The organism is Micromonospora sp. KC207, from assembly GCF_004348615.1.
In the GTDB taxonomy this organism is placed as follows: domain Bacteria; phylum Actinomycetota; class Actinomycetes; order Mycobacteriales; family Micromonosporaceae; genus Micromonospora.
Genome location: NZ_SMKJ01000227.1, coordinates 1 through 12,119 on the forward strand (window position 1 = coordinate 1; position 12,119 = coordinate 12,119).

Sequence of the window (12,119 nt, forward strand, 5' to 3'; positions counted from 1 at the left end):
CGGCTGGGCCGGCGGGCGGGTGGGGTGATTGGCGACGGTGGTGCTCATGCGGCCGACTCCGTGAACTCCCGGCGGCGGTAGATGATCGCCCGCGCCGTGATGTTGACGATCAGCGTGATGGTGAACAGCACGAGGCCGGAGGCGATGAGCGCGCCCCGCCCGGTGTCGTTCGCCTCGCCGAACGCGTTGGCGATGTTGGCGGCGATGGTGTTGCCGCCGTTCTCGATGAGGTTGAACGAGATGCTGAAGGTGATGCCGAGGGTCATCGCGAGCGCGATGGTCTCGCCGAGCGCGCGGCCCAGGCCGAGCATCACCGCGGCGATGACGCCGGGCCGGCCGTACGGGAGCACGGCGGTGCGGATCATCTCCCAGCGGGTCGCGCCGAGCGCGAGCGCCGCCTCCTCGTTGGCGGTCGGGGTCTGGAGGAACACCTCGCGCGAGAGCGAGGTGATGATCGGCAGCACCATGATCGCCAGCACCAGCGCGCCGAGCAGGACGGAGGCACCGAACGGGCCGTCCCCGCCGAAGATCGGGAGCCAGCCGACGTGCGTGTTCAGCCAGATCGAGAAGTCTCGTACCGGGCTGGAGAAGACATCCCGGCCCCAGAGCCCGAACACCACGCTGGGCACGGCGGCGAGCAGGTCGATCAGGAAGCCGAGCGCGGTGCCGAGCCGGCGCGGGGCGTAGTGCGACAGGTAGAGCGCGATGCCCAGCGCCACCGGCACCGCCATGAGCAGCGCCAGCGCCGAGCTGAGCACGGTGCCGAAGGCGAGGGCGCCGATGCCGAACTTCGGCTGCGTCTCGTTGGGTGCCCAGCCCTCGTATGACCAGAAGTTCTCGGTGTTGGCGCGCAGGGCGGGGACCGCCTTGGCGATCAGGAAGATCGCGATGGCGGCGATGATCACCAGGACGGCGGTGCCGGCGGCCAGGGTCAGGCCACGGAAGGCGCGTTCCGCGCCGAAAGCCCGCGCCCGGGGCAGGCCGCCGCCACCGCCGAGGTCGCCCCCGCCGGGGGTACGGGTGCTGACTGGTGCCTCGGCCACACGCGCCGAGGCACCGGCGGGCTGCCCGTGGCCTGGGGCCACGCGGATCCCGCCGGTGCCGGCGTCGGCCGAGCGGTGAGGGGTTTCACCCATCTGCTCGCTCGTTTCGAGTTGAGGGAGGTGGTGGTGTCGGTGGCGGTCAGGAGAGGTTCTTGACCGCGGCCTCGACCTTGGTCCGGACCGTCTCCGGCAGCGGGGCGTAGCCCAGCTCGGTCAGGGCCGACTGGCCCTCGGTGCTGGCGGCGTGGGCCAGGAAGCCCTTGACCAGTGGCAGCTTGTCGGCGGCGAGGCCCTTGCTGCAGACGATCTCGTACGTCACCAGGACGATCGGGTAGGCCCCAGCCTCCTTGGTGTTGTAGTCGATCGACATCTTCAGGTCGTCGCCCGTGCCCTCGACCGTGGCGCCGGCGATGGTCTTACCGGCCGACTCGGCCGTCAGCGCGGCGAACTCGCCCACGCCGTTACCGATCTTGGCCATGTTCAGCCCGGCGTTCTCCGCGAACGACCACTCCATGTAGCCGATGGAGCCGTCGGCGCCCTTGACCCGGCTGGCCACGCCGTCCGAGCCCTTGGCACCGGTGCCACCCGGGGCCTTCCACGCCTTGGCGTTCTCGAAGGTCCAGTCCGCGCCCGCGGTCTTGGCCAGGAACTTCGTGAAGTTGTCGGTGGTGCCGGACTCGTCCGAGCGGTGCACCGTCTGAATGGTGGTCGACGGCAGCTTGGCGTCCGGGTTGTCGGTCTTGATCGCCGGGTCGTCCCACTTGGTGACCTTGCCTGCGAAGATCTTCGCGAGGGTGGCCGGCTTGAGCTGGAGGCTGTCCACGCCGCTGACGTTGTAGGCGACGGCCACGGGGCCGATCACCATCGGCAGGTGGATGGCCTTGCCGCCGGTGCACTTGGCGTCGGCCTGCGGCTGCTCCTCCGGCTTGAGGGCCGAGTCGGAGCCGGCGAAGTCGGCGGTGCCGGCGATGAACGCCTGGATGCCGGCACCCGAGCCGGACGGCTCGTAGTTGATCGTGCTGCCTGCACACTTCTGCTGGTACGCCTTGATCCACTCGGCCATGGCGTTCTTCTGGGCGGAGGAGCCCTGCGCGTTCAGGGTGCCGGTGGCACAGTCGGCCGCGGCCGAGCCGGACGCGGAGGCGCCGCCGGCGGGCTCGTTGTTGTCCGAGCCGCATGCACTGAGACCGAGCACCGCAGTAAGAGCGAGGCAGGCGATAGTGCCGTGCCGCTGGAGCTTCACCTGAGGAGTTTCCCTTCACGTCTGGACGGGCCGTTCCCGGCTGGGTGGCCCGGGGGAGGGCCGGCGTGACCCGGCTGAACTGAAAGTTAGGAGTGCCAGGTAGCCGGATCGCCGGTCGCAAGTGAACGAGGGGTGAACAGGTCCGGCCGGGAAGGTGGCCATAGGTCAAGGAGGGGTTGTCCATTTCGTGAACTCGCGGCCCACTATCGCTATTAATGCGATATATCCGGGCAGTCGTTATCGCGTCGAGGCCGTGGCGTGACATCGCCGTGACGCGGGGGACCGGGGAGGTTGCCGGTCAGCCGAGGTGGTAGTTGACGTGCGCGGACCACCGGGCGAAGCCGGCCCGCTCGTAGAGGGCGACCGCCCCGGTGTTCGACTCGTCGACGTAGAGCATCACCCGGTCCAGCCCCCGCCGACGCAGGTACGCCAGCCCGGCCGCGGTGAGCGCCCGGCCGAGCCCGCCGCCGTGCGCGGACGGGTCGACCCCGAGCACGTAGACCTCGCCGATGGGGGCCGAGCCGGGCCGGGAGTGCACCTTGGTCCAGTGGAAGCCGAGCAGCCGGCCGGTGGCCGAGGAGACGGCGAGCAGGAAGCCGGCCGGGTCGAACCACGGCTCCGCGAGGCGTACCCGCAGGTCGGCGGCCGTCCAGCGGCCCTGCTCCGGGTGGCTGGCGAAGGCCCGCGCGTTCAGCGCGAGCCAGGCGTCGTCGTCCTGCCCGGGAACGAACGCGCGCAGCGCCACCCCGTCGGGCAGGCGCGGCTCGGGCGGCGGGTCGGCCAGCGGCCGGCGTAGCTGCCAGAGCACCCGGGCCCGGGCGAGGCCGAGGTCGACGCCGAGCGCGGCGGCGGACGGGTGGTCGCCGTGTGCCCAGGCCCGTACCGGCCCGGTGGCGGCGGCGAGCGACTCCCGGGCCAGCGCCCGGCCGGTGCCCCGCCGCCGGTACGCGGGGTGGACGGCCAACTCCACGCCGACGCCATCGGCCGGGTCGGTGGTGTCCAGGTGGGCGTAGCCGATCAAGGCGCCGTCCGGCGCGCGGGCCGTGAGGTGGACGGCGGGGGCCTGCGGGTCACGCAGTCGTAGCAGCGTGTGCTCGTCGAACGGGTCGGCGCCGTCGGTGTCCCCCGCCGCGCGGGCCAGAGCCAGCACGTCGGCCACCTCGGCCGGCGTCAGCAGGGCGGCCCGGGTCACCCGGTCGGTCGTCGGCTCGGCGCTGCTCACCCGAGCAACGGTAGCGGGAGCGGCACTCAGGTGGCGCCCGTGGGCAGGGCCTCCAGCCGGAACCGGCCCGCCAGGTCCGGCAGGAGGCTGTTCAGCGCGTCCACCGTGCCCTGCCGGTCGCCGCCCGCGTCGTGCAGCAGCACGATCGACCCGGGCCGCGTCTCGGCGGACACGGTGCGGGCGATCCGGGCGGCTCCGGGGGCCCGCCAGTCCGACGGGTCGACCGTCCAGTGCAGCGGGATGAGGCCCAGCTCCTCGGCCACCGACACCACCCGGTACGTCCACGCGCCGCCGGGCTGGCGGAAGTAGGCGATGGAGGCGTCCGGGACGGCCGCCCGGATCGCCGCGTTGGTGCGCAGCAGATCGGCCCGGATGACGTCGGTCGGCCGCCGGCCGAGCAGTTCGTCGTGGCCCCAGGAGTGGTTGCACAGGGTGTGGCCGTCGGCCACGATCGCCTGGATCAGGTCGGGATGGTTCTGGGCGTTCTCGCCGACCACGCAGAACGTGGCCGTGACGCCGTACTTCCGCAGCAGCGCCAGGACCTGCGGCGTGTACTGCGGGTCCGGACCGTCGTCGAAGGTGAGCGCCACCCCCGGCGACCCGGTGGTGACCCGGGTGCCGAACGGGCCGTCGCCGCCGGTCTCCGGCGGCTGCCCGGCCGTGCCGTCCTGGCCGGTCTCGGTCGGCGCGGCGGAGGGACCGTCGGTGGAGGACGGCGCATCGCCCCGGCCGGGGCCGGTCTGCTCCGGCTGGTCGGCGAAGCTCGGGTCGTCCGTGCCCGCGGAGACCCCGGTGGGCTGCCGGGTCGGTGCGGGCACCATGCTCCGGCCCAGCGCGTACGCGGAACCAAGCAGGGAAACCGCCACCAGCGTGGCGAGCGCCACGACCCGTCCGGTCGCTTCCATGCGCATCAGCGGTTGCCGCCGCTCGATTGTGGGGACCGGCCCCTCGTCGCCCCTGTGGTCATCGCACGCACCGTCGCCCCTTTCCTCGGCTACTCGCCAGTCAGGATAAAACTGGTGAGTAGTGCAAAAAGGGCAAACAGGAAATTAGCGAAGCGGGTGGGCTCGCCGGCCGGACCCAGGTCGGGCCCGGCCGACTGGCCGGCGGATCAGACGGGGATCGGGGCGTGCTCGGCTTCGGGCAGCGACCGCGACGGCGGCACGACGAACTTGTAGCCGACCTGGCGCACGGTGCCGATCATCGACTCGTACTCCGAGCCGAGCTTCGCCCGCAGCCGCCGGACGTGCACGTCCACCGTGCGGGTGCCGCCGAAGTAGTCGTAACCCCAGACCTCGCGCAGCAGTTGGTCCCGGGTGAAGACCCGACCCGGGTGCTGGGCCAGGAACTTCAGCAGCTCGAACTCCTTGTACGTCAGGTCGAGCGGCCGGCCCTTGAGCTTCGCCGCGTACGTGTCGGGGTCGATGCTCAGCTCGCCGGCCCGAATCGAGCCGCCGGCCCCGGCAGTGGCGTTGCTCAGCCGGCCGACCGCCAGCCGCAGCCGCGCCTCCACCTCGGCCGGACCGGCGCTGGCGAGGATGACGTCGTCGACGCCCCAGTCCGCGTTCAGCGCGATCAGCCCGGCCTCGGTGACGACCGCGACCAGCGGCACCCCCAGCCCGGTGGCGTGCAACATCCGGCAGGTGGCCCGGGCCTCGCTCAGTTCCGAACGGGCGTCCACCAGGACCGCGTCCGGGCTTGGGCCGGCAACCAGCGTGCGGACGTCGCGTGGCGCGGTGCGCACCGAGTGTGGCAGCAGGTCGAGTGCCGGCAATACCACCGATGGTTCGCCTGCACGCGCGGTCACCAGCAGCAGGATCTCCACACGATCACCTCCGTCCCGGCGGCTCTCACGGCCGCGCGCGACCAGCGGCCCCTGAGGCGGGGTGCGCTGAGAACTTGCGTGGGTCCCGGCGTCGCTGACGGGCGGGTAACGGCTTGAGCGTAACCGATCGCCCCGCCTGCGCCTCCAGGTCGTTTCCCGTTTGTCGGCCTTGCCCGCGATCGCGCCGCAGGTTTTAACGTTGCCGAAACCGTGGCCACCGTTCCGACACCCCGGTCTGGCACGATCAGGGCGTGTTTCCCTCGACCTCCTCTGAGGCCGGCCGGGACCCGTGGGCCGCCGAGGCTCCCCCTGGGCCGGCAGGTCGCGCGCACCCATTGGCCCCGCGCACCGGCCCGGCCGCCGACGACGGCCCCCCGGCGCGACGCGGGCGGCCCCGCCGGCTGCGCCGCGGCGGCGAACCGGCCCGGCGCCCCGACGACGAGGCCGTCGACGAGGTGGACGAGGAGGAGATCGAGCCGGTCGAGATCCGCCGGCCGCTCGCCCTGACCGTCGCCGGGTTCGCCGCACTGCTCGGCGTCGGCCTGGTGCTCGGTGCGCAGACCGCCGGCCCGGGGCACCGGCTGCCGTTCGCGTTCATCATCTTCGGCGTGCAGCTGCTCTTCGTCCTGGCCTGGACGATGGCCATGCGCCCGCCCGCGCTGCTGCTGGTGGCGCTCACCAGCGCCGCGGTGGCCGCCGCCGCCGACACCGCCGCCGTGCAGTCCGACATCGCCGGCCTCGCCCCACTGGGTTACCTCGCGGCCGGTGGCTTCCTGCTCGGCGTCCTCGGGCAGTTGGTCCGCCGGGTCGACCGGGTCCGGGTCACCGACTCGCTTGGCACCACGCTGCTGATCGTGGTCGGCGTGGTGGCGTTCGCCACGCTGGTCGTGCTCAGCCGGATGCCGGCCGGCACCCAGGCGATCACCGTCTGTCTCACCGCCACCGGCGTCGCGCTGACCGTGGCCCGGCTCACCGACGCGGTGCTGCCCTGGCCCCGGCTCGCGCCGCAGGTGCCCCGGGGCGCCGCCGGCGTCGTGGTCGGCGCGATGGCCGGCACCCTGGCCAGCGCGGTCCTCGGCAGTTACCTGGTCAGCTTCACCCCGACCAGCGGCGCGGTGATCGGGCTGGTCACCGCCGCCACCGCCGTGCTGGCCGACCTCGCCGTCGGGTACGCGGAGGCCGGCCGGCTGATGGCCGGCGAGCCGCCGACGATGTGGGCCGCCCGGCACATGCAGGGTCCGCTCGGCGGCTTCGCCCTGGCCGCCCCGGCGGCGTACGCCATGTGCGTGCTCTTCCTGTGACCCCCGGCTTCTTCCGGCGACCCGGCCGGGGCCGCCCGGCCGTTCGGGTGGCCCGAAGCGAGCGGCGGTTGAGGTTTTCACCCTTCGGGTACTCTCCGGTGCGCCGCTCGGCGGCACCGGTGCCGCCGAGCGGCGGACGGACAGAAGGAGGCGGCGTGGCGACGGCCTACCCGGCGTACGAGGAACGTCCCCGGCGACGCGGGCGCAAGGTGCTCGTCACGCTGCTGGTCCTGCTGCTGATCATCGGCGGACTGCTGGTGGCCGCCGACCGGGTGGCCGTCGGGGTGGCCGAGCGGGCGATCACCGACCAGGTCAGCCAGGAGATCGCCAAGCAGGGCGCCCAGTCCTCGCAGCCCGAGGTCGAGGTCGGCGGCTTCCCCTTCCTCACCCAGGTCCTCGACGGGAAGTACGAGCGGATCTCCATCAAGCTGCGCGACGTGCAGGGCTCGGTGCAGGGCGACGCGGTGGCCCTACCGGAGCTCGACGTCAACGCCCGCAACGTGCGGGCCTCCCTGGACACCCTGCGTACCCAGCAGGGCGACGTGGTCGCCGAGACCGTGGACGGCACCGGCACCATCACGTACGAGAGCCTGGCCGCGCTCCTCGACCGGCCCGGCCTGACCCTCGGCGAGCGGGACGGCCGGCTCGCCGTCACCGCCCCCGTCGACATCCTCGGGCAGAAGCTGACGCTCACCGGGACCGCCGACGTGACAGTCGGCAAGGAGGGGGCGATCTCGCTGCGCTTCAACGACGTGGACGCCGAGGGACTGCCGAACAATCGGCTGGCCCGCACCCTGCTGAACAACTACGCCAAGGACATCTCGATCGACGTGCCGTTGCCCGAGCTGCCCTTCCAGCTCGCGGTGCGCGAGGTCAAGCCGCTGCCGCAGGGCCTCGCGGTGACCGCTGCCGCGAAGGACGTCCCGATCAACTCGGCCGGCTGAACGCTCCCCGGGGCAGTCGCCGGTCGGGTACGGTCCGCGCCCGTCCGGCGACCGTGAGTCGGAACGGGCGTCCCGGATGCTGGTCGGGCCGGTGGCGGGACCCGGGATGGCTGGTAGGCTCCCTGCTCATGGGGACGTTCCTCACCAAACGGCGCGCGGTCGACCTGTGCCGCGTGGCCACCTGCCTGTGTCGCCCCGTCATCTGACGGCGGGGCTGTCCTCGGCCGCCTGACGGCGGCCGCCGGCCACAGGGTCTGCGTACCCTCGGTCTCTTCCCCCTGAACGCCCGGCAGCGGCGCCGTCGCACGAACCCGTGATCCCGTCCTTCCCTCTGGGTCCCGCGCGTGGTGCGACAGCCACAGAATTCGTCCTCGCGCAGGCTCACCGTCCATCCTCACCAGGGAGTGATCTGATGAGTCGCGACACCGCACTCGTCTCGGCCGAATGGGCCGAGAAGAACATCGACGCCCCGGGCGTCGTCTTCGTCGAGGTCGACGAAGACACCTCGGCCTACGACACCGGCCACATCGCCGGCGCCATCAAGCTCGACTGGCGCACCGACCTTCAGGACCCGGTCCGCCGGGACTTCGTCAACAAGAGCCAGTTCGAGGCGCTGCTCTCCGAGCGCGGCATCTCCAACGACGACACCGTCATCCTGTACGGCGGCAACAACAACTGGTTCGCCGCATACGCGTACTGGTACTTCAAGCTCTACGGCCACCGCGACGTGAAGCTGCTCGACGGTGGGCGCAAGAAGTGGGAGCTGGACGCCCGGCCGCTGGTGACCGACGCGGTGACCCGCCCGGCCACCCAGTACGTCGCGCAGGAGCCGGACACCTCGATCCGCGCCTTCCGCGACGAGGTCGTCGACGCGATCGGCACCAAGAACCTGGTCGACGTGCGCAGCCCCGACGAGTACGCCGGCCGACTGCTCGCCCCCGCCCACCTGCCGCAGGAGCAGGCGCAGCGGGCCGGCCACGTGCCGACCGCGATCAGCGTGCCGTGGTCCAAGGCCGCGAACGAGGACGGCACCTTCAAGTCCGACGACGAGCTGCGCAAGATCTACGCCGCGGCCGGGCTGGACGACAGCAAGGAGACCATCGCCTACTGCCGGATCGGCGAGCGCTCCTCGCACACCTGGTTCGTGCTCCAGGAGCTGCTCGGCCACGCCAACGTGAAGAACTACGACGGCTCCTGGACCGAGTACGGCTCGCTGGTCGGCGTGCCGGTCGCGCTCGGCGACGAGCCCGGGGAGGCCTGAGCCATGACCGCTCCCACGGCTCCCACCGCTGCCGGTTGCGCCGCGCCCGACCAGGCCGCCCCGCTGCCGGCCAGCCTGGACCTGGAGAAGGAAACCGTCATCACCGGCGTCGTCCGGTCCGAGGCGGGCGACGCCGTTCCGGGCGCGTACGTCCGGCTGCTCGACTCGACCGGTGAGTTCACCGCCGAGGTGGTCACCTCCCCGGCCGGCCAGTTCCGGTTCTTCGCCGCGCCGGGCACCTGGACGCTGCGGGCGCTGTCCCGGCACGGCAACGGCGACAGCACCGTGACCGCCGCCCGCGGCATCAACGAGGTAACGGTCACCGTGAAGGCGTAAGGAAGGGCCCCCTGTTAACGCTTCCTGTATAGGAAGGGCCCCCTCCTAACACACCCGCACCGCGTGCATCGGCTCGGGCCGGTTGCCCCGCCCAGGGGTGGCCGGCCCGAGCCGTTTCGGTTCCAGCCGAGCGGGATGCCGACCGGTCGCTACTTCAGGACGGGTGGTGCCCCGCCCCGTCCCCAGCCGAATGGGTCGTCTTCCTCCATGACGCGTATCGGTCTGGCTCGTTTCGACTGCTCGTTGCGGTTGTCCGACAACGCGGAGACCTTGTCCCTCAAGTCGTTGATCATTTCATAGAGGCGGAACCGCTCCTGGTCGGTGCTCTGCCGCAACTCGCCGAGAGCTACCAGATGCTGGCTGGCGCGGGCCTCGGCGTCATCGCGTTCCTGCGCGAGCTGGCCGGCGCGGGTCTCGGCTCTGTCGCGCTCGGTGACCAAGCGGCCGGCACGGTGTTCGGCCTGGTCCCGTGCGCGGGTAAGCACTTCCTGATGGGCGATGAGGTCCTCGTTCTCCCGCACCAGCCGGTCGATGCGGGCGTTGAGCTCAGCACCCTCCTGGTGCTGGCGGGCGACATCCTGCCGCATCTGTTCGGACACGTTTTCGATGCTGTTGATCAACCTGCGCCGGTCCGCTTCGGCCTCTTCGGCCTGGTGCTGCAGGTTGGCGGTCAGCCCGGCGATCTGGCCCTGCAACTCCTTGATCCGACGGTGCTGGTCGACCAGTTCCAGTTGGGCGCGATCGTGCTCGCGCTCCAGCATGGCGATCCGGCTCTTGTCGTCCCTGGCGTCCGCCGGAGTGACGAGCGCGTTCCGAACCACCTGGCCGGCTATGACGATCCGGCCGCAGTAGCCCGGTGGGGCCACTCCTCGGTGTTCCTGCCACAGCCCGGCGAAGTGCTCCAGCCGATCTTCGTAGTCATCGTCTGGCACGCAGACCCGAACGGCTCGCGCCAGCAGGTCCCAGGAGACCCGGCCGTCGCGCCTCAGCTCGTCGAGGACCTTCTTGTGGCTGATGTCGCAGTCAGTCTTGATCGCCTCCCAGAACCGTTGGAACGCACCGTGCTTGCTGCCCTTGTGCTTGTGGCGGTGCCAATCCCAGAGCAGCTCCCGTACTTGGTTCTGCACTTCGTCCACGTCGCAATTCTGGTGTAGCCGCTGCCCGTGTGCACCGAAAGAAGCGGTGAGTTCCCGTCCGATCCAGAAAGTATCCGCGGCCGTCCGTACACAGAGGACATTCGGGCGGTCCGAAAATTCGGTGCCGTCGGGCCGGGGACCGACCCCACCTGATGTGATCCATGCCACTCTCAATGCGGTCTCTGGGGGTTTTCGAAAGTCCTTCAGGTGCCGGAGCTGGCCTTTGTTCTGGAGGCGTTGCTCCTTTTCGGGCTCACCGAAACCGGCGTCCACTACGACAAGTCGTCGAAATGTCCGAAATTCTGCACCTCTGCTGTGATCTGAAGACCGAGTGCGGCTTCAGGTGGTTCGGGGTGCCGACCACCGTTGTCCTGGCCCTGGTGACGAGGAGGATGCCTTGCCCACTTTTGTTGAGTTCGCAGACCGGCGGGAGGCGCTTGTCGCCGTCGTGGTGTTGCTGGTGCTGTTTGGATGGGCGCTGTTCGCAGGGCGGCGTGGTCGCCGCGACTTGGCGGAGTTGCGCTCCAGCGCACGTGTCGCGGCGCCGCAGACCCTCTACCAGTTGCTTGCCTGGGCGCTGGCCAGCGACGGCCGGACCGCACGCCTCGTCGTCCTGCTGGTTGTGTTGCTCCTGCTCGCCACGTTCGATGACAGCCTGGCTCGCGCGGCCGAGGCGTTGTTCGGTGCCCCGTAACGGACTCAGTTGCCGAGCTTCCCGAACAGCTCGAGCGTAGTGGCTGCGGGTGCCCACCTCGGGCACCCGTCGTCGCGCCGGGGGCGGGTAGTCAGGCCACCCGCTGTCAGGGACTTCGCGGCAGTTGACTGAACTCGAGGGGTGCGGCGCGACGGCGGGGCTGCCGACGCCGCCGGATGACGGCCGGCACCGTCACGAAATGCAGCCGCCCGGATGGTCGACCCGCCGCACGCAGCGGCGTCGACCGCCGAGCCGCCGGTCGCAGAAGATCTGGTGCTGCGCGTCCGGCGCGCCCTCCCTCGGCACCGTCGTCTCGCCGAGCACCAGCTCCGGCGGGAACGCCAGCGACCGGCCGATCGCGCGGGCCAGCAGCCGCGCCGCCGGCAGGTCGTCGGCGGCGACCGTCAGGTGTACGACGTATCGCTCGCGCCCGGTCGCGGCGGTCACCCGCGCACCACCCGGCGTCCGAACCGGGACTGCCAGTCGCGCAGCGCACGCTCGTTCTCTACGCCTCCAAGGTCTGCTCGGCTGCCCGCTGCACCCGGGCGCGGTGCTCCGCCCACCGGCTCGCGTCGCCGTACGGCAGGTTGTCGTGGTCCTGCATCATCCCGGCGGCACCGTCGATCGTCTCGCGGACGATGTCCGCGTGCCCGGCGTGCCGGTGGCTCTCGGTGGTCACGTGCACCAGGATCAGGTGCAGGGTCACCTGGCTGCGGTCGACCGGCCACCAGGGGACGGTGCCGATCGCGTCGAGCGGTAGCGCCTCGATCGTCGCGTCGGTGTGTGCCCAGGCCCGGTGGTAGAGCGCGACGATCTGCTCGCGGGACTCGTCGACGGTCGCCCACAGGTCGGCGTTGGGGTCGGCGTAGGAGTCGAGCCAGGGCATCGACTCGTCGTGCGGCCGGCCGAAGGTGGGCCCGAAGTAGCCGAACTCGACGCTGGCGAGGTGTTTGACCAGCCCCAGCAGGTTGGTGCCGGTCGGGGTCAACGGCCGGCGGATGTCGTACTCGGAGAGCCCGTCGAGTTTCCACAGCAGGGCCTCGCGGGCGTCACGCAGGTATCGGTGCAGATCGGCCTTCGCGTCCAGTGGCGTCATCCGCCCACCCTGCCACCC

At 71.4% G+C, this 12,119-nt stretch carries 13 protein-coding genes and 1 pseudogene; 6 read left to right on the forward strand and 8 right to left on the reverse strand.

Annotated elements, in window-relative coordinates; genetic code table 11:
- Nucleotides 1-44: 44 nt before the first annotated feature.
- From pstC to E1258_RS23905, 5 genes are all read right to left on the reverse strand, one after another.
- Nucleotides 45-1,136, reverse strand: coding sequence for a phosphate ABC transporter permease subunit PstC (pstC, locus tag E1258_RS23885; protein ID WP_132405063.1), 1,092 nt, complete (start codon nt 1,134-1,136; stop codon nt 45-47).
- Between the two features lie 46 nt (nt 1,137-1,182).
- Nucleotides 1,183-2,286 carry a phosphate ABC transporter substrate-binding protein PstS gene (pstS, locus tag E1258_RS23890; RefSeq protein ID WP_132405065.1) on the reverse strand — a complete coding sequence of 368 codons (1,104 nt, stop codon included), beginning with the start codon at nt 2,284-2,286 and terminating at the stop codon, nt 1,183-1,185.
- Nucleotides 2,287-2,584: 298 nt separating this feature from the next.
- Nucleotides 2,585-3,508 (reverse strand): mycothiol synthase, encoded by a 924-nt coding sequence (mshD, locus tag E1258_RS23895; protein WP_132405067.1) that lies wholly within the window; start codon nt 3,506-3,508, stop codon nt 2,585-2,587.
- A 26-nt stretch (nt 3,509-3,534) separates the two neighbouring features.
- Complete coding sequence (locus E1258_RS23900) at nt 3,535-4,413, reverse strand: polysaccharide deacetylase family protein (protein WP_371688675.1); 879 nt, start codon at nt 4,411-4,413, stop codon at nt 3,535-3,537.
- A gap of 206 nt (nt 4,414-4,619) precedes the next feature.
- Nucleotides 4,620-5,333: a response regulator transcription factor gene (locus E1258_RS23905; RefSeq protein ID WP_132405071.1), complete on the reverse strand. Its 714-nt coding sequence runs from the start codon at nt 5,331-5,333 to the stop codon at nt 4,620-4,622.
- Between the two features lie 251 nt (nt 5,334-5,584).
- On the opposite strand from E1258_RS23905, the gene E1258_RS23910 reads away from it, so the two are divergent.
- The 5 genes from E1258_RS23910 (at nt 5,585) to E1258_RS23925 (ending at nt 9,175) form a co-directional block, all read left to right on the forward strand.
- A complete protein-coding gene (locus E1258_RS23910; protein ID WP_132405073.1) occupies nt 5,585-6,634 on the forward strand; it encodes a hypothetical protein in 1,050 nt (349 codons plus the stop codon).
- 155 nt (nt 6,635-6,789) lie between these two features.
- The gene (locus E1258_RS23915) at nt 6,790-7,578 is read left to right on the forward strand and encodes a DUF2993 domain-containing protein (RefSeq protein WP_132405075.1); all 789 of its coding nucleotides are present in this window, start codon (nt 6,790-6,792) and stop codon (nt 7,576-7,578) included.
- 128 nt (nt 7,579-7,706) lie between these two features.
- Nucleotides 7,707-7,784, forward strand: coding sequence for an Ms5788A family Cys-rich leader peptide (locus E1258_RS35975; protein ID WP_331716730.1), 78 nt, complete (start codon nt 7,707-7,709; stop codon nt 7,782-7,784).
- 206 nt (nt 7,785-7,990) lie between these two features.
- The gene (locus tag E1258_RS23920; RefSeq protein WP_132405077.1) at nt 7,991-8,839 is read left to right on the forward strand and encodes a sulfurtransferase; all 849 of its coding nucleotides are present in this window, start codon (nt 7,991-7,993) and stop codon (nt 8,837-8,839) included.
- A gap of 3 nt (nt 8,840-8,842) precedes the next feature.
- Entirely contained in the window at nt 8,843-9,175 is a 333-nt protein-coding gene (locus tag E1258_RS23925; RefSeq protein ID WP_132405079.1) for a DUF1416 domain-containing protein, read from the forward strand.
- A gap of 149 nt (nt 9,176-9,324) precedes the next feature.
- On the opposite strand, the gene E1258_RS23930 is transcribed toward E1258_RS23925, so the two are convergent.
- Nucleotides 9,325-10,311: a hypothetical protein gene (locus E1258_RS23930; protein ID WP_132405081.1), complete on the reverse strand. Its 987-nt coding sequence runs from the start codon at nt 10,309-10,311 to the stop codon at nt 9,325-9,327.
- Between the two features lie 397 nt (nt 10,312-10,708).
- Here E1258_RS23930 and E1258_RS23935 point away from each other — a divergent pair, with 397 nt between their 5' ends.
- A complete protein-coding gene (locus E1258_RS23935) occupies nt 10,709-11,005 on the forward strand; it encodes a hypothetical protein (protein WP_132405083.1) in 297 nt (98 codons plus the stop codon).
- Nucleotides 11,006-11,206: 201 nt separating this feature from the next.
- On the opposite strand, the pseudogene E1258_RS23940 reads toward E1258_RS23935, so the two are convergent.
- Both E1258_RS23940 and E1258_RS23945 read right to left on the reverse strand, forming a co-directional pair.
- Nucleotides 11,207-11,452 (reverse strand): annotated as a pseudogene (locus E1258_RS23940) (hypothetical protein); the annotation flags it as partial.
- A gap of 58 nt (nt 11,453-11,510) precedes the next feature.
- Nucleotides 11,511-12,101 (reverse strand): DinB family protein, encoded by a 591-nt coding sequence (locus tag E1258_RS23945; protein WP_132405087.1) that lies wholly within the window; start codon nt 12,099-12,101, stop codon nt 11,511-11,513.
- Nucleotides 12,102-12,119: the final 18 nt, after the last annotated feature.